A 15,213-nucleotide genomic window follows, 5' to 3' on the forward strand; every position below is an offset into this window, starting at 1 on the left:
TCGGAAAAGCGTGGAAGGACGGCGCCATGTCAGGAGGCCGGCACGGGAGGCGTCAGCACCAGCGCGGCCGAGCAGGGCGTGCCGGGCGCCTGCAGCGTGACGGCGGAGGGCAGTTGCCCCGACGCCGGTACCTGGAGGTAGGCCGTGAACATGAGGTAGCGCCCGAAGGGGCCCGGCGCATGCGCGGGCGGCGTGCGCTTGCGCCAGCGGTCGGGCACGCCGTAGCCGACCACCGTGCCGTCGGCGCCGACGAGGCGCACGGCCTCGAAGGGTGTGCGCTCGGGCTCGGGCAGCAGCCCGCCCTGCACGCGCACGAAGCGGGGCTCGCCGGGCAGCGTCTCCACCTGGTCCACGAAGGCGTGGCAGCGCGGGGGCAGGGTCTCGGCATGCTCGCCCACCGCGTGGGTGGCCTCCACCATGACGGGGCGGCCGAAGATGCCTGCGCGGATGGCCGTGGCCCCGCGGGCGAGTTGCGCGCCGTAATCGTCGTTCCAGATCAGCATGCCGATGCGCCGCTTGTCGTGCACGCCCATCTGCAGTGCCAGCGCCCCGGTCATGCGCATGTGCTGCTCTTCCTTGCGCTCCGCGTCGCGCGTCTGCACGATGAGCATCTGCGCCAGCCATGCGACGAGCAGCACGTGCATGGCCACACGCGCCGCGCCGCGCAGCGCGACCAGGCGCGGTGCGTACAGGATCGCCAGGGCGGCCCATGCCATCACGGTCGGCGTGGTGTAGCGGCTCGACAGCGCGCTTTCGATGCCGAACTGCACGCGCCCGCCACTGGTCGCGAAGGCGAGGCCGCCGATGTACACGACGAAGGTCAGCAGGGCCAGGTCCAGCCGGTGCGCGCGGGGATCGCGCAGCACGCGCGGCAGCGGCGCCAGGGTCAGCAGCACGAAAAGCACCCCGAAGGCCTGACTCAGCGGAGCCCACGACAGCGAATGCTGCTTCAGCACGAAATGCTGGAAGGGGGCGCCGAGGTAGGCCAGGGTGTAGGAGAGCATGTCCAGCGGACGGTCCCGCAGCTTGGAGAACACGCCCCCGTGGTCGGAAGGGGAGGTATAGCCCACTGCATAGGCGCCCGCGCAGATGGCGGTGAGCACGGCCAGGATGAGCGTGCGCCGGCGGCCGAGCCGCGCGACGGCGGCGTAGAGCACCATCATGGGCAGGGCCATGACGCCGTTGGCCATGGTCCCCACGCTGAGCACGCCGATCAGGCTGGCGGCAGGAAACCATCCGCGCGCCATCGGCGCGCACGCGGCGCGGTAGAGGCAGTAGAAGCCCACCAGCGGCAGCACCTGCGCCAGGAAGAACTGGCCCTGGTTGGCCCAGGCCAGGTTTTCCTTCTGCACCCAGGAAAACAGCCATATGGCCAGCAGCGTCGCGCCGAAAAACCACGACCTGCCGGACAGGGCGGGCAGGCGGTCCCGCAGGAAGGCCGCGAACACCGCCAGGCCGCAGCCGACGAGCACGTAGTTCATAGTGATCAGGAAGACCTGCTGGCCGCCGAACCAGGTGTATTCCATCCAGAACAGCGCCTTGGGCAGCACCAGCCGGTGCTCGTTGGCCTGGCGCCACCAGGCGTCCCAGCCGACACCATGGCGCACATCGATATAGAACTCCAGCGCTGCGCCCCACGTGTCCCAGATCGGGACCGGCGTGAAGGTGCGCCAGGCGGAGACCGCCGTGGCAAGCGCGTAGATGGCGGCGAAAACCATCAGCAGCGCGAACGGCATGCGCTGCCGCCAGGTTTGCCGGGCGGGGGGAGAGGAGAGACGGGTCTCGTCGTGGGTCATCTGTGGCAATGTCAGATCTTCATGCGGTGGAACACGGCGCGGGGCAGGTGGCGGATCACGAGCATGATGAGCGCCCACTTCGCCGGGGCATAGACCACCGCTGCGCCGCGCGCCATGCCGCGCACGATGGCGCCGGCCACTTCCTCGGGGGTGGCAAGGCGTGCGCCCTGGGCCTTGAGGTGCGCGGTCATCGGGGTGTCGGTGGGGCCGGGCTTGACGAGGGTCACGCGCACCCCCGTGCCCGCGAGGCGGTGCTGCAGGCCCTGGGCATAGCGCTCCACCAGCCCCTTCGCCGCGCCATAGACGTAGTTGGACTGGCGGCCGCGGTCGCCGGCCACCGAGCCGATGATGCCGATGCGCCCGTGCCCGCGGGACTGCTGCGCGCCGGCGAAAGCCTCGGCCCAGAGCGCGGGGGAAATACCGTTCACTTCCAGCGCCTGCCGCGCCGCCGCGAGGTCGGCCTCGCAGGCCGGCTGGTCGGGCAGGTTGCCGTGCGCGATGAGCACGAGGTCGGGCACCCCGTCGGCGCAGATGCCGCGCACCGTGCCGGCGATCGCCTCGGGCTGCAGCATGTCGGCCGCGATGGTCTCGATGCGCGTGCCGGGCTGGCGCACCTGCAGGTCGGCCGCCACCGAGGGCAGGCGGGCGCCGTCGCGCCCGATGAGCACCAGCCGGTCCACCCCGCCGGCGGCCAGCCAGAGCCGGGCGCACTGGTGCGCGATGGCCGAGGTGGCGCCCACGATGGCGATGGTGCGGGGAGAGGATGTATCGGGCATGGCGGGCTGTGGGTTGGTACCGTTGGCAGAGCGGGCGGAAAAAAGAGGAAAGGGCGTGGAATGCCCCGGCGGTCAGTCGCCGAGCAGCCGCAGCGACATGGCGGAGCGGATGCGGGGATCGCGGTAGGGCAGGAATTCAGGCAGCCGTGGATAGCCGGCCTCGAACAGCGTGCGCGGCATGCGTGCGTCCTTGGCCGCATAGAGGCGGCCGCCCGCCGAGGCCACCACGGCATCGAGGCGGTCGAAGAGCCGCAGCGTCGGATCGCCCAGGTTGGGGAAATCGAGGGCCAGGGTGACGCCCGGCATGGGAAAGCTCAGCATGCCCAGGGGCATGCGCTGCCCGAAGGTCTTGAGCACTCCCAGGAACGAGCCCTGTCCCGATGCGGCGATCTCGCGCAGCAGCGCGGCCACGGCGTCCTCGCCGCCCTCGCGGGGCACCGCGCACTGGTACTGGTAGAAGCCCCGGCGGCCGTAGATGCGATTCCACTCCAGCAGGTTGTCCAGCGGGTAGAAAAAGGGTTCGTAATGCTGCAGCGCCCGGCCCGCCCGCTGCTTGTGCAGGTGGTAGTAGGCGGTGTTGAAAGGCCGCAGGCTCCAGCGGTTGACCAGTGAGATTGGTGGGACGAACGGCACGGTGCGCTTGCCGCCCCGGGGCTCGGCGGGCGGCTGCGCCACCGGGCCGGGCACGTGGTTGCCGCGCATGAAGATGCCCCGCGCATCGGCCCCGGCAAGGCAGTCGATCCACGAGACCGTGTATTCCCATCCGGCTTCCGAGGCGTCCGCGAGGGCGAAGAACTCCCGCAGGCTGCCGTACGGCTGCGTTTCGGTATCGAGCCACGGCCCGGCCACCCTGCGCAACCGCAGCGTGGCCTGCGTGACCACGCCCGTCAGGCCCAGCCCGCCGACCGTGGCGCAGAACCAGTCGGGCCGCAGGTCGGGCCCGCAGCGCACCAGCAGGCCGTCGGTGCGCAGCAGGTGCAGCGACAGCACATGGTCGCCGAAGCTGCCATGGACGTGGTGGTTCTTGCCGTGGACATCGTTGGCGATGGCGCCGCCCACGGTGGCGAACTGCGTGCCGGGCGTGACGGGCAGCATCCAGCCGCGCGGGATGAAGGTGCGCTGGATGTCGCGCAGCAGCACGCCGGCTTCGCAGGTCAGCTCGCCCGTGGCCTCGTCCCAGGCGATGAAGCGGTCCTGCCCGCGCGTCGCCCAGAGCGTGCCGCCCGGGTTCAGGCACACGTCGCCGTAGCTGCGGCCCATGCCATGGGCCAGGCCGTGCTGGCCGGCCGAAAGCGGCAACCGCGCAGGGGGATGCTCCGCCAGCGGGCGCAACGCATGCTCGGCCGCCCGCAGCCGGCCCCAGGAGTGCACCGCTACCACGGCCACCCCAGCCCCGCGGCAGCGGCGGCCAGTGCCGCCACGAACACCGCGCCGGCCACCAGGCTGGCGCGGTCCTTGAACGCGAAGACGAGCGGATCGTCGTGCATCTGGCCGCGGGCGGCCTGCAGCCACATCCAGCTCACCCAGAAGGCCAGCGCCGGCACCGCGATCCAGATCAGGCCGGGCGTGCGGTACATGGTGAGCACCGTGTCGCTGTTGAGATAGAGCGCCAGCACCACCACGGCCGTGTAGCCGGACGCCACGCCCAGGCTCTGCACGATGGGGGCGTCGGACGTGAGGTAGCCGCGTCCGTGCGCCTGGGTCTTGCCGGCGGCCTGCTGCACCAGCAGTTCCGCATAGCGCTTCACGAAGGCGAGCGACAGGAAGAGGAACCCCGAGGAGGCGATCAGCCAGAACGAGAGCGGCTGCGCGACGGCCGCCGCCCCCGCCACGACGCGCAGGGTGTAGAGCACGGCGAGCGCCACGCAGTCCACCAGCGCCCAGCGCTTGAGCACCAGAGAGTACGCCCAGGTGGTCACGAAATACACCAGCAGCCAGCCGAGGAAGGCCGGCCCCGTGGCCCAGGCCAGCCACAGGCTCGCGCCGGCGAGCACGGGGACGAGCGCCACGCCCTGCCATGCCGGCAGCGTGCCCGCGGCGAACGGCCGCAGCCGCTTGCGGGGATGCTGGCGGTCGCTTTCGAGGTCGAGCAGGTCGTTGGCCAGATAGACCGAGGAGGCGCACAGCCCGAACGCCAGGAAGGCCACGAAGAGCTGCATCCAGGCCGCGCCGTCGCCCACGCGGTGGGCCGCCATCAGCGGAACGAACAGCAGCAGGTTCTTCATCCACTGGTGCAGGCGCAGCGCCTTGCGCCATGCGGCCGCGCCGGCCGCGGCCGGGGGAAAGCTGCGCTGCACGTTGCCCAGGGCTTCGGCACGGCGTGCCACGGAGGCCGGTGCGTTGACCACGATGGCCGCGCGGGCGGCCTGCCATACGGGCAGGTCGGTGCGCGAGTTGCCCGCGTAGTCGAAGCCGCGCTCGCCGAACGTCCGCACGAGGGCCGCGGCCTTCGCCGGGCCCGCGAGATTGGTGGCACCGTCGCTGGCCATGACCGCATCGAAGCAGCCGAGGTGGGCGGCGATCGCGTCGGCCAGCGCCTGGTCGGATGCCGTGCACAGCACGATGCGCCGCCCCGCGGCATGCTGCTCGCGCAGCCAGGCCACCAGCGGCTGGTTGTAGGGCAGGTGGGCCACCGCGACATCGACCTGGCTGGCGATGCGGCGCTTGAGCGCCGCCTTGCCCGCGGCCAGCCACAGCGGCAGCACCGCCGCCTTCCAGGGGGCGTCGCGCACCAGCTGGAGCGAGGTCTCGTGCAGCATGTCGGTGAGCAGCAGCGTGCCGTCGAGGTCCACCACGAGGGGCGGCGTGTCGGCGGATGGCGATGGATCGAAAGGCGAACGCACTGGTGAGGGGCCTGGTCGGTAGGGAGATTCTTCGAAGGAGCCGGGCGAAGGTCCCGGATCGCGGCTGATACGAAAAAATGGAACGGAGGATTGTAGGAGGGGCTGGTCGGACGGCCGATGGGCGGTCCCGCGCCTCTCTACACTGCAGGGGCTGCGGGCTGTCCGCAGGACTTTCGCTGTCAGAACACGTCATGCGCTTCCCGCCGCTGCCCTGGCCCCTTCCCGCCCTCCTGGCCTGGGCCGCCGCATGGCTTGCCTTCCTGCTGCTGCGCGGGGCCGCCAGCGTGCCATGGTGGGCGGCCTGGCTGGCAGGCTGCGCCATCGGGGCAGCGGCCAGCTTCCAGGGCCGCACCCGCTGGCGGCAGTGCCTGATCGCGCTGGGGTTCCCGCTCTCGTTCCTGGCCGCGGGTGCCACCTCTCTGCCTGCGTGGGCCTGGCTCGCGCCGCTGGCGGTGCTGCTGCTGGTCTATCCGCTGCATGCCTGGCGCGACGCGCCGCTCTTTCCCACGCCGGCGCGCGCCCTCGACGGGCTGGCCCGGGCCGTACCGCTTCCCGGCACCGCTGCCGTGCTGGACGCCGGCTGCGGACTGGGCCACGGGTTGCGCGCCCTGCGCAGGGCCTATCCCGATGCCCGCCTGGAAGGGCTGGAATGGAGCTGGCCGCTGCGCTGCCTGTGCGCACTGCGCTGCCCGTGGGCCCGGGTGCGGCGCGGCGACATCTGGCGTGCCGGGTGGGGGGGCTACCGCATGGTCTATCTGTTCCAGCGCCCCGAAAGCATGGCCCGGGCCGCGGCCAAGGCCCGCGCCGAGATGGCGGCGGACGCATGGCTGGTCAGCCTGGCCTTCGAGGTGCCCGGGGCCGTGCCGGAGGTCGTGCTGCGGCCCGAGGCCGGCCACCCGGTATGGATCTACCGGGTGGCCGGCCTCCCCCCTGTCCGCCCGCAGGCCGCGGCGCTATGATCCGGCGCGGCCGCCCCGCTGCGGCGCCAGAACCCCCTCACATTCCCCTGTAGCCATTCCATAAAGGAATTCCTCCCATGTCTCAGAAGACCTTCACCCTGCTGGCTGCGGCACTGTCCGCCGCCCTGCTGGCGGGCTGCGAAACCACGAACATGCGCATGGGCAGCGCGGAATCCAAGACGGTGGCCACGGGCGCCGCGGCCGGGGAGTCGTCGGCGAACGCGAACACGCAGCTCGAGCGCTGCTCCTCGCCGCTGGGCACGGTGTCGCTGGTGGAGAACCAGGATGCGGGCTGGTACACCATCCTGCGCAACGAATACCGCCTGCCGCCGACGTCCAACCTGCTGCGCCTGATGATCCAGCAGTCCAACTGCTTCGTGGTGGTCGAGCGCAGCGTGACCGGCATGGGCGCGATGAACCGTGAGCGCGCACTGATGCAGTCGGGCGAGATGCGCGGCGGCAGCAGTTTCGGCCAGGGGCAGATGGTGGCTTCGGACTATGGCCTGTCGCCGGAGATCGTCTTCTCCAACAACGACGCGGGCGGCATCGGCGGTGCGCTGGGCGCGCTCATCGGCGGCGGGCGCGGCCAGGCGCTGGGCCAGCTCGGTGGATCGCTGAAGACACGCGAGGCCAGCGCCATGCTGACGCTGGTGGACAACCGCTCGGGCGTGCAGGTGTCGGTGTCGGAGGGCAGTGCCTCCAAGAGCGATTTCGCGGGCTTCGGCAGCATCTTCGGCAGTTCGGCGGGCGGCAACCTGGGCGGCTACCAGAACACCTCGCAGGGCAAGGTGCTGACGGCCGCGTTCATGGACGCGTACAACCAGATGGTCATGGCGCTGCGCAACTACAAGGCGCAGAAGGTCCAGGGTCAGGGCCTGGGCGGCGGCGGCCGGCTGGGCGTGGACGGCGGCGCGGCTCCGTCGCAGACGAAGGCGGGCGCGTCGATGTCGGTGCGCGAGGCGCAGGCACGGCTCAATGCGCTGGGCTACGACGTGGGCGCGCCGGACGGCGGCATGGGCCCGAAGACGACGAACGGGCTGCGGGCCTTCCAGAAGGACAAGGGCCTGCCGGTGACGGGCCGCCTGGACTCCGCCACGACCGACGCGCTCTCGCGCTGACGCGCGGCAGGGACGGCGGGTTCCCGCCGCCCCGCTGCTGCCCGGCCGCTGCGGGCCGGGCCTCCGGCTCAGTTCCCCGCGATGGGCGCGATCGTGTTCCAGAGGGCGGAGCAGTTCGCGCCCTGGTCGAGCTGGGATGCGCTGACGCTGCTGTCGCCGGCCGTGTTCCATTGCGTCAGGGGCGATGACAGGCCTGCGTAGGGCGTCCAGCGCGTCGGCAGGTTGCCGGACGCGGCCCAGGGTGCGGGGTTGGACGGGTTGTTCACGAAGCTCGCCCAGGCGGCCGCCATGGCCTGCGACAGTGCCTGGTCCGCGCGAGGGACGGGTCGCTGCGCGTCCAGTTGCCCGATGGTATTGAATACGTAGGGTATTTCGTTGGCGTGGCAGACGTTGCCGGCATCCGGCTGGCAGGCCGGGACGGGCGTGCGCTGCGGGCCCGTCCTGTACAGGTTGAAGATCGGCGCCTGCGCGAACAGGTAGCCGAATGCCGGCAGCGCGGGGCTGGCCTTCGCGTTGGCTGCGGCCCCGCGGCCCGCCATGGCGAGGTTGCCGCAGCGGAAGGCAAAGTCGTTGATGATGTTCGACATCGTCACGGCCGAGCGGTTGGGCATGTAATCGGGCGCCAAGGCGGCGGGGGCCTTGTAGGGGGTGGCGCCTTTTACGGTGTAGCCGGTGATCTTGGTGCGGTCATTGCCCCAGACCCAGCCGAGAACCACTTCGTTGACTAATGCCGGAAGCAGCAAGTCGCCCATTTTGAGATAGGCCATGTCGGCGAAGACGACCCCCTCGTCCCGGTTGATGCCGAAGACGAACGGCTTCGCGGGCATGGGCCCGGTGGACGTGGTCGCGTAGCCGGCCAGGGGCTGCCCGGCGATGACCGTGCCGTCCAGGGTCGGCGACCAGGGCAGGCCGTCCTGGACCTGCGGGGCGGCTTCGCCCAGCAGGGCGACCAGGGGCGGCACCGTGGTCTGCATCCTGGCCGGGGCGCCGGCCTTGTCCTCCGATGGCGGCGCTTTCAGTGACTGGGTATCGATAATTTCCTGGAACGTGGCATTTTTCAGGATGGGTTCGCGTTTCAGGCAATCCTTCATGTGCAGGCAGAGCGAGACCCGGAAGAGTTCGCCCAACTCGTGGGCCTTGGCCGGTGTGCGGTACACGGACCCCACCGGATTGCTCTCCATGATCGCGGCCTGGAAGAGCTTCGCGCTGCCCGGCGCGGCGAACAGGTGCAGCCCGGTGGACATCGCGCCCGCGCTCTCGCCCGCGACGGTGACGCGGGTGGGGTCGCCGCCGAATGCGCGGATGTACTGCTGCACCCATTGCATGGCCTGCTGCTGGTCGAGAATGCCGAAGTTGCCCTGGAGCGTGCCGCTCGGATCGACACTCTTATCGACATGGCCGAGCGCCAGGAACCCCAGCGCGCCCAGCCGGTAGTTGATGGTCACCACCACCATGTTGCCCGTGGCGGCGAGGTAGGAGCCGTCGAAGACGTTGCCGTTGGGAGACGGCTGGTAGCCGCTGCCTTCCACGAACGCACCGCCGTGGATGAAGAACAGCACCGGCAGCGGCCGGGACGCCCCGAGGGCCGACTGCGGCGTGAAGACGTTCAGGTAGAGGCAGTCTTCGCTCTGGTTGCGGAAGACGATGCTGTTGGGCTGCGGGCAGAAGGCACCGGGCGCCGTCTGCGGCACGTTGCTGCCGTTGGGTGCATACAACTGGGGCGGCTGAAACCGGCCCGCCTTGGCGTACTTGATGCCCAGGTAGGTGTTCACCGCCACGGGCGATCCGCCCGCGGGCGTGACCGAGGCCTGGCTTCCGCACGCGGACGCGCCGTTGCCGAACGTGGCGGTGGTGCCGCTGGCGCACGCGGGTGCCGGTGCGGCCGGGGCCTCGTGGTCCGTGCGGTGCGTGCTGCAGCCCGTGCCGGCCAGCACGGCGGCAGCGGAAAGCGCCAGCCAGGCGCCTCGGATGGTGTGCGGATGTCGCATGTCGGGTTCCCTCTCTCCATGTGTGGCGGCCGGGTGGCCGTTGTGTTCGGCGCGAACGCCTGGCCCATTCTTGGGGCAAATCCCGGCCGGCCCGGGGGCGGGCACCTGAATCGTTCTGAAACGTCCTGAGCGGGCCATGCCGGCGCGCTCCCCCTATACTTCCGCCCGTTGGTGCTCGCGCGGCCGTTTCCGGCCGCGCAGTTAAACGGGAACCAGGAAGGGCCGCTCCGCCACGGATGACGGCCCCGGCCTGGGCTGCCCCCGCAACGGTCAGCGATGGAAGGCGCATGGGCTCAGGCCAGGCGCCTTCGGCCCCTGGAACGACGTCCACTGGAATGCCTTTGCGGCATCCGGGAAGGGCCCGGGGAGTCCGGCACGAACTGCCGCGCCGCCAGCCCGGATACCGGCCGACGGGGGAGCGCGCGCCTTGGCGCGCATGCTCCATTTCACGGACCCTGCGGGGAGGCAGGGTGCGGGCGCGCCTGCCGCGGCGGGCGCATCTTTGTCGTCGCTTCCCATGCCAGATTCTTCGGCGCAGGCCAACGGAGCCTGCGATACCGCCGTCCCGGGACCGGGCACCGTCTGGTTCGTCGGTGCCGGGCCCGGCGATCCGGACCTCATCACCGTCAAGGGCCGCTCCCTGGTCGAACGCGCCGGGGCCATCCTGTTCGCCGGCTCGCTCGTGGACGAAGCCGCCACGCGCTGGGCGCCCCCGGGCTGCACCATCGCCGACAGCAAATCCATGACGCTGGACCAGATGGCCGCGTGGCTCGTGCTGCAGGCGCAGAAGCACCGCACGGTGGTGCGCCTGCAGACGGGCGATCCGGCGTTGTACGGCGCGCTGGTCGAACTCGTGCAGCCGCTCGATGCCGCGGGCGTGCCGGTGCGCGTGGTGCCGGGCGTTTCGTCGGCCATGGCCTCGGCCGCCGCGGCGGTGGAGAGCTTCACGCTGCCCGAGGTCACGCAGACCGTGGTGTTCACGCGCGTGGAGGGCCGCACGCCCATGCCGCCCGGCGAATCGCTCGCCGAGCTGGCGCGGCACCGCTGCACGCTCTGCATCTTCCTGTCGATCACCCTGCTGCACAAGGTGCAGGCCGGGCTGCGCGAAGCCGGCTGGCCCGACGACGCGCCGCTGCTCGTGGTGCACAAGGCCTCCTGGCCCGGCGAGGAGCGCATCGTGCGCTGCACCGTGGCGGACGTGCGCGAGCGCTGCCGCGAGGCCCAGGTGGTGAGCCAGGCCATGATCATCGCCAGCCCCACCCTGGGCGCGCGCCACTGGCCCGAACTCGCCAAATCCAAGCTCTACGACCCGGGCTTCACCCACCGCTTCCGGCGCGCGGATGACGCATCCACCGCCGGCCCGCAAGCCGCCACCATTCCGCCGGAACCCCAACGATGACGCACCTCCACGCTCCGCATGCCCACGGGCACTCCCACGAACACGGCCACGGTCATGGCGTCGATCCGCACCACGGCCCCGCCGCCGGCACCGCTCCCGCACTCGCGCAGGCCGACACCACCGTGCTGCTGGTCGGCCACGGCTCGCGCGAGCCCGCGGGCAACGACGAGATCCATGCCTTCGTGCGCCAGTGGCGCGAGCGCCAGCCCGGCTGGCGCATCGAGGTCTGCTTCATCGAATTCGCGCCGCCCGGGCTGCACGACGGCCTGCTGATGGCAGCGAAAGGCAGCCGCCGCGTGCTGGTGTTGCCGCTCATCCTGAACGCGGCCGGCCACGTGAAGATGGAGATCCCCGAGTCCATCGAGCATGCGCGCGAACACTGCCCGGGCGTCGAATTCCTCTACGGCCCTCACCTCACGGCCTGCGAGCCCATCCTCGCGATCCTGCAGCGCCAGCTGCGCCGCTGCATGCAGGCGCTGGACATGCCCGACCCCACCACCACCGGCGTGGTGCTGCTGGGCCGGGGCTCGTCCGACCGGCAGGCCAACGGCGACGTCGCCAAGATGGCCCGCTGGCTGCAGGAAGACAGCCACCACGAACTGGTCGAGATCGCCTTCACCGGCATCACCTGGCCGCGCCTGGAGCGCGTGGTGCAGCGCCAGGCGCTGCTGGGCATGAAGCAGATCGTGGTGCTGCCCTACTACCTCTACACCGGCACGCTGATGCAGCGCATCGGTCGGCAGGTGGAGCACCTGCGCGTGCAGTACCCGCAGTTGCGCTTCGCGCAGTCCGGCCACTTCGGCATGGAGCGCGAGATCTTCGAATTGCTGGAGCAGCGCGTGGCCGACCTGCAGGCCGGCCTGCCCGACAGCCGCCTGCCGTGCGATGGCTGCAAGTACCGAGAGATCGCGCACGACCTGGGGCACGGCCACAGCCACGAGCACACGCATGCCCATGCGCCCGCTGCCATCGCTGCGGGGGGCGCCGAGCACGCACACGCACAAGCGGATGACCATGGGCACGCTCACGGGCATGGCGAGCACGGCCATGGACACAGCCATGACCACGGGCATTCCCATTCCCATGGCCATGCTCATGCCCACCACGGCCTCGCCGCGCCCCAGCCTGCCGGAGCCGCCGCATGAGCACGGTGAACACCGTCACCGAGCAGCTCACGCGCGCCGGCCAGGCCATCGAGCACGACAGCTTCGCCATCATCGACGCCGAAGCCGGCCCGCACGCCTACACGGCGCAGCAGTGGCCCATCGTGCGCCGCATGATCCACGCCAATGCCGACTTCGAATTCAACGGCCTGACCGATTTTCATCCCGATGCGGTGGAGGCCGGCATCGCCGCGATGCTGCGCGGCGGCGCGCCCGTGGTGGCCGACGTGGAGATGATCTGCTCGGGCCTGTCGCAGCCGCGCCTGGCGCACTTCGGCATGCGCACGCACCAGTTCATCAGCGACGCCGACGTGATCGCCCGGGCCCAGGCCGAAGACACCACGCGCGCCGTGCAGGCCATGCGCAAGGCGCACCGGCAGGGGCTGCTGCAGGGGGCCGTGGTGGGCATCGGCAACGCGCCCACGGCGCTCATCGAGCTCGTGCGCCTGATCCGCGAGGAGGGCGTGCGCCCCGCGCTGGTGGTGGGCATGCCGGTGGGCTTCGTCTCCGCCGCCGAATCCAAGGACCTGATGGCCGACGTGACAGAGGTGCCCTGGATCGTGATCCGCGGCCGCAAGGGCGGCTCCACCCTGGTGGTGGCCGCGCTGCATGCGCTTCTGGCGCTGGCCGAGGCGCGGCAGAAGCAACAGCAACAGTCCACCGCGAGCGCTGCCGGAGGCTGACCCCGCCATGATGGAAAAGACCGTCCGCCGCGGCACGCGCACCGGCTTCACCACCGGGGCCTGCTCCGCCGCCGCCGCGCGCGCCGCCGTGCTGGGCCTGGTCGAAGGCGCAGTGCCCGACGCGGTGGACTGCCTGCTGCCCAACGGCGACGTGGTGCGCTTCGCGGTGAACGACGGAATCTGCGAAGGTAGCCAAGTTGCGCACGCCATGGTCATCAAGGACGCGGGCGACGACCCCGACTGCACCGACAAGGCCCACCTTACCGCCGACGTGCGCCTGCTGCCCGGCCGCGCGGGCGAGGTCGTGCTGTGCGGCGGCTTCGGCGTAGGCACGGTCACCATGGCCGGCCTGGGCCTGGAAGTGGGCGGCCCGGCCATCAACCCCGTGCCCCGCCGCAACATCGAAGACAACGTGCGTGCCGTGGGCGGCCCGCTGCTTGCGCATGCAGGGCTGGAAGTGACCATCTCCGTGCCCCAGGGCGTGGAGATGGCCAAGAAGACGCTGAACGCGCGCTTGGGGATTTTGGGCGGCATCTCCATCCTGGGCACCACCGGCATCGTCAAGCCCTATTCCACCTCTGCCTACCGCGCCAGCGTGGTGCAGGGCGTGCAGGTGGCCGCCACGCTGGGCCACGGCGTGGTGGTGCTGACCACCGGCGGGCGCACCGAACAGTTCGCGATGAAGGAGCGGCCCGAACTGCCCGCCGCCTGCTTCGTGCAGATGGGCGACTTCCTGCGCTATGCGCTCGACGAGGCCGTGGCCCAGGGCCTGCGCGAGGTGGTCATCGGCGGCATGGTGGGCAAGCTCACGAAGATCGCCCAGGGCGAGACCATCACCCACGCCAACCGCGCCGAGGTCGATACGCAATTGCTGGCCGAACTCGCTGCCCGCGTGGGCGCGCCGCCCGAGGTCTGCGCCGAGATCGCCGCCGCCGAAACCGCGCGCTTCGGCGCCGAACGCATGCAGGCCCTGGGCCTGGGCGAGCCCTTCCACCATGCGCTCGCGCAGGCCGTGGTGCAGACGCTGACGGCGCCCGACCGCTACGGCGACCGCTTCCACCTCACCGTGCTGGTCTGCGATTTCGACGGCAGCAAGATCACCGAGGCCGCCTCCGGGCCGGCCACCACCGCCTGAAGGCGACATCCTGACGATGACGACCACGAACCTGCTCGAAAAAGACCCCCAGCCCTGCCGCGTGATCGGCGTGCTGGACGACGGCGCCGCCAGCCTCAGCGCCACCGCGCTCGCACTGCTGCGCCGGGCCGACCTGGTGATCGGCGGCACGCGCACGCTGGCGCTGCTGGAAGACGACATCGCCCCGCAGGCCGTGCGCCGCGACCTGACCGGCTGCCTCTCGTCCGTGCCCGGCTGGATCGCGGAGGCGCGCGCCGCCCACCAGTCCTGCGTGGTGCTGGCCACGGGCGACCCGCTCTGCCACGGCATCGCGAGCTACCTGGCCTCGCGCCTGTGCATCCAGGCGCTGGAGGTGATGCCCAACGTCTCCACCCTGCAGCTCGCCTGCGCCCGCCTGGGCCTGGCCTGGCAGGACGCGCGCATCGTCTCCGTGCATGCGAAGGATGCCGGCGAATGGACCGTGGGCGCCGCGCCCGCGCACGGCCTCTACGCCCTGGCCCAGGCCGTGCGCCAGCACGACCGCCTGGCCGTGCTCACCAGCCCCGACAACACGCCCGCGCGCATCGCCCGCCTGCTGGTGGCCGAAGGGCTGGGCGACGACTTCCAGATCAGCGTGGCCGAGCGCCTCTGCACGCCCGACGAGCGCGTCTGGGCCGACATGGCGCCGGCCCATGCCGCCGCGCAGCAGTTCGCCGACCCCAACGTGGTGCTGCTGGTGCGCACGCGCCAGCGGCCCGACGCGGTGCGCTTCGGCCTGCCCGATGCGGCGTATCACCAGCGCCAGCCCGACAAGGGCTTGATCACCAAGCAGGAAGTGCGCGCCGTCTCGCTGGCCCGCATGCAACTGCGCGCCGCCAGCCGCGTGTGGGACATCGGCGCCGGCAGCGGCTCGGTGGGGCTGGAGGCCGCGCGCCTGTGCCCCCAGGGCCACGTCTGGGCCATGGAGAAGAACGAGGGCGACGTGGAGATCGCGCGCCGCAACGCGCGCGATTTCGGCGTCTCCAACCACACGCTGGTGCACGGCAAGGCGCCCGAAGGGCTCGATGCCTGGCCCGACCCGGACGCCGTCTTCATTGGCGGCTCGGGCGGCGAGCTGGCCGAGCTGATTGCGCTGTGCCTCAAGCGCTTGCGCCCCGGCGGCTGGCTGGTGATGAACTTCGTCACGCTGGAAAACCTCGCCGCTGCCACCCAGGCGCTGCAGGCCGCCGGCGCCGCCTGGGACGTGCTGCAGTTGCAGGCCGCGCGCAGCAAGCCCATCCTGCACATGCACCGCATGGCGGCCGAGAACCCGGTGTGGATCGTCTGCGCGCAGGCGGGCGGTGCCGGGGCTGCGGCGCCGGCCGTGGAGTAGGG

General features: G+C 71.3%; 12 protein-coding genes and 1 riboswitch. Of the genes, 7 read left to right on the plus strand and 5 right to left on the minus strand.

Features of this window, described 5'->3' with window-relative positions:
• Positions 1 to 29: 29 nt before the first annotated feature.
• The 4 genes from ACAV_RS00405 to ACAV_RS00420 all read right to left on the minus strand — a co-directional run bounded on the left by ACAV_RS00405 (position 30) and on the right by ACAV_RS00420 (position 5,415).
• Complete coding sequence (locus tag ACAV_RS00405; RefSeq protein ID WP_013592596.1) at positions 30 to 1,796, minus strand: hypothetical protein; 1,767 nt, start codon at positions 1,794 to 1,796, stop codon at positions 30 to 32.
• An 11-nt stretch (positions 1,797 to 1,807) separates the two neighbouring features.
• The gene (locus ACAV_RS00410) at positions 1,808 to 2,572 is read right to left on the minus strand and encodes an SDR family NAD(P)-dependent oxidoreductase (RefSeq protein WP_013592597.1); all 765 of its coding nucleotides are present in this window, start codon (positions 2,570 to 2,572) and stop codon (positions 1,808 to 1,810) included.
• Positions 2,573 to 2,644: 72 nt separating this feature from the next.
• The gene (locus ACAV_RS00415; RefSeq protein ID WP_013592598.1) at positions 2,645 to 3,952 is read right to left on the minus strand and encodes an FAD-binding oxidoreductase; all 1,308 of its coding nucleotides are present in this window, start codon (positions 3,950 to 3,952) and stop codon (positions 2,645 to 2,647) included.
• Entirely contained in the window at positions 3,946 to 5,415 is a 1,470-nt protein-coding gene (locus ACAV_RS00420; protein ID WP_013592599.1) for a UbiA family prenyltransferase, read from the minus strand. Before ACAV_RS00420 ends, ACAV_RS00415 begins: the two co-directional genes overlap by 7 nt.
• 191 nt (positions 5,416 to 5,606) lie before the next feature.
• Here ACAV_RS00420 and ACAV_RS00425 point away from each other — a divergent pair, with 191 nt between their 5' ends.
• A complete protein-coding gene (locus ACAV_RS00425; RefSeq protein WP_013592600.1) occupies positions 5,607 to 6,374 on the plus strand; it encodes a class I SAM-dependent methyltransferase in 768 nt (255 codons plus the stop codon).
• A gap of 77 nt (positions 6,375 to 6,451) precedes the next feature.
• Positions 6,452 to 7,492, plus strand: a complete 1,041-nt coding sequence (locus ACAV_RS00430; protein ID WP_013592601.1) for a peptidoglycan-binding protein — start codon at positions 6,452 to 6,454, stop codon at positions 7,490 to 7,492.
• 68 nt (positions 7,493 to 7,560) lie between these two features.
• On the opposite strand, the gene ACAV_RS00435 is transcribed toward ACAV_RS00430, so the two are convergent.
• Complete coding sequence (locus tag ACAV_RS00435; protein WP_013592602.1) at positions 7,561 to 9,480, minus strand: carboxylesterase family protein; 1,920 nt, start codon at positions 9,478 to 9,480, stop codon at positions 7,561 to 7,563.
• Positions 9,481 to 9,632: 152 nt separating this feature from the next.
• Positions 9,633 to 9,906: riboswitch (cobalamin riboswitch) on the plus strand.
• Positions 9,907 to 9,997: 91 nt separating this feature from the next.
• On the opposite strand from ACAV_RS00435, the gene cobM reads away from it, so the two are divergent.
• From cobM to ACAV_RS00460, 5 genes are read left to right on the plus strand one after another with little or no spacing between them, the layout of a single operon-like run.
• Entirely contained in the window at positions 9,998 to 10,879 is an 882-nt protein-coding gene (cobM, locus tag ACAV_RS00440; RefSeq protein ID WP_013592603.1) for a precorrin-4 C(11)-methyltransferase, read from the plus strand.
• On the plus strand, positions 10,876 to 12,024 hold the full coding sequence (locus ACAV_RS00445) for a sirohydrochlorin chelatase (RefSeq protein ID WP_013592604.1): 1,149 nt from the start codon (positions 10,876 to 10,878) through the stop codon (positions 12,022 to 12,024). The genes cobM and ACAV_RS00445 overlap by 4 nt, the downstream gene beginning before the upstream one ends.
• Positions 12,021 to 12,725: a precorrin-8X methylmutase gene (locus ACAV_RS00450; RefSeq protein ID WP_013592605.1), complete on the plus strand. Its 705-nt coding sequence runs from the start codon at positions 12,021 to 12,023 to the stop codon at positions 12,723 to 12,725. The genes ACAV_RS00445 and ACAV_RS00450 overlap by 4 nt, the downstream gene beginning before the upstream one ends.
• A gap of 7 nt (positions 12,726 to 12,732) precedes the next feature.
• Positions 12,733 to 13,860 carry a cobalt-precorrin-5B (C(1))-methyltransferase gene (locus ACAV_RS00455; RefSeq protein ID WP_013592606.1) on the plus strand — a complete coding sequence of 376 codons (1,128 nt, stop codon included), beginning with the start codon at positions 12,733 to 12,735 and terminating at the stop codon, positions 13,858 to 13,860.
• Between the two features lie 16 nt (positions 13,861 to 13,876).
• Positions 13,877 to 15,211, plus strand: a complete 1,335-nt coding sequence (locus tag ACAV_RS00460; protein WP_013592607.1) for a bifunctional cobalt-precorrin-7 (C(5))-methyltransferase/cobalt-precorrin-6B (C(15))-methyltransferase — start codon at positions 13,877 to 13,879, stop codon at positions 15,209 to 15,211.
• The last annotated feature ends 2 nt before the right edge of the window (positions 15,212 to 15,213 follow it).

Origin of the sequence: Paracidovorax avenae ATCC 19860, from assembly GCF_000176855.2 — a bacterium.
GTDB classification, from domain to species: domain Bacteria; phylum Pseudomonadota; class Gammaproteobacteria; order Burkholderiales; family Burkholderiaceae_C; genus Paracidovorax; species Paracidovorax avenae.

Excerpts from the sequence above, each read along its gene's own strand:
- ACAV_RS00405 (WP_013592596.1), bottom strand. The coding sequence starts at position 1,796 with ATGACCCACGACGAGACCCGTCTCTCCTCTCCCCCCGCCCGGCAAACC.
- ACAV_RS00410 (WP_013592597.1), bottom strand. The coding sequence starts at position 2,572 with ATGCCCGATACATCCTCTCCCCGCACCATCGCCATCGTGGGCGCCACC.
- ACAV_RS00425 (WP_013592600.1), top strand. The coding sequence starts at position 5,607 with ATGCGCTTCCCGCCGCTGCCCTGGCCCCTTCCCGCCCTCCTGGCCTGG.
- ACAV_RS00430 (WP_013592601.1), top strand. The coding sequence starts at position 6,452 with ATGTCTCAGAAGACCTTCACCCTGCTGGCTGCGGCACTGTCCGCCGCC.
- ACAV_RS00435 (WP_013592602.1), bottom strand. The coding sequence starts at position 9,480 with ATGCGACATCCGCACACCATCCGAGGCGCCTGGCTGGCGCTTTCCGCT.
- cobM (WP_013592603.1), top strand. The coding sequence starts at position 9,998 with ATGCCAGATTCTTCGGCGCAGGCCAACGGAGCCTGCGATACCGCCGTC.
- ACAV_RS00445 (WP_013592604.1), top strand. The coding sequence starts at position 10,876 with ATGACGCACCTCCACGCTCCGCATGCCCACGGGCACTCCCACGAACAC.
- ACAV_RS00450 (WP_013592605.1), top strand. The coding sequence starts at position 12,021 with ATGAGCACGGTGAACACCGTCACCGAGCAGCTCACGCGCGCCGGCCAG.
- ACAV_RS00455 (WP_013592606.1), top strand. The coding sequence starts at position 12,733 with ATGATGGAAAAGACCGTCCGCCGCGGCACGCGCACCGGCTTCACCACC.
- ACAV_RS00460 (WP_013592607.1), top strand. The coding sequence starts at position 13,877 with ATGACGACCACGAACCTGCTCGAAAAAGACCCCCAGCCCTGCCGCGTG.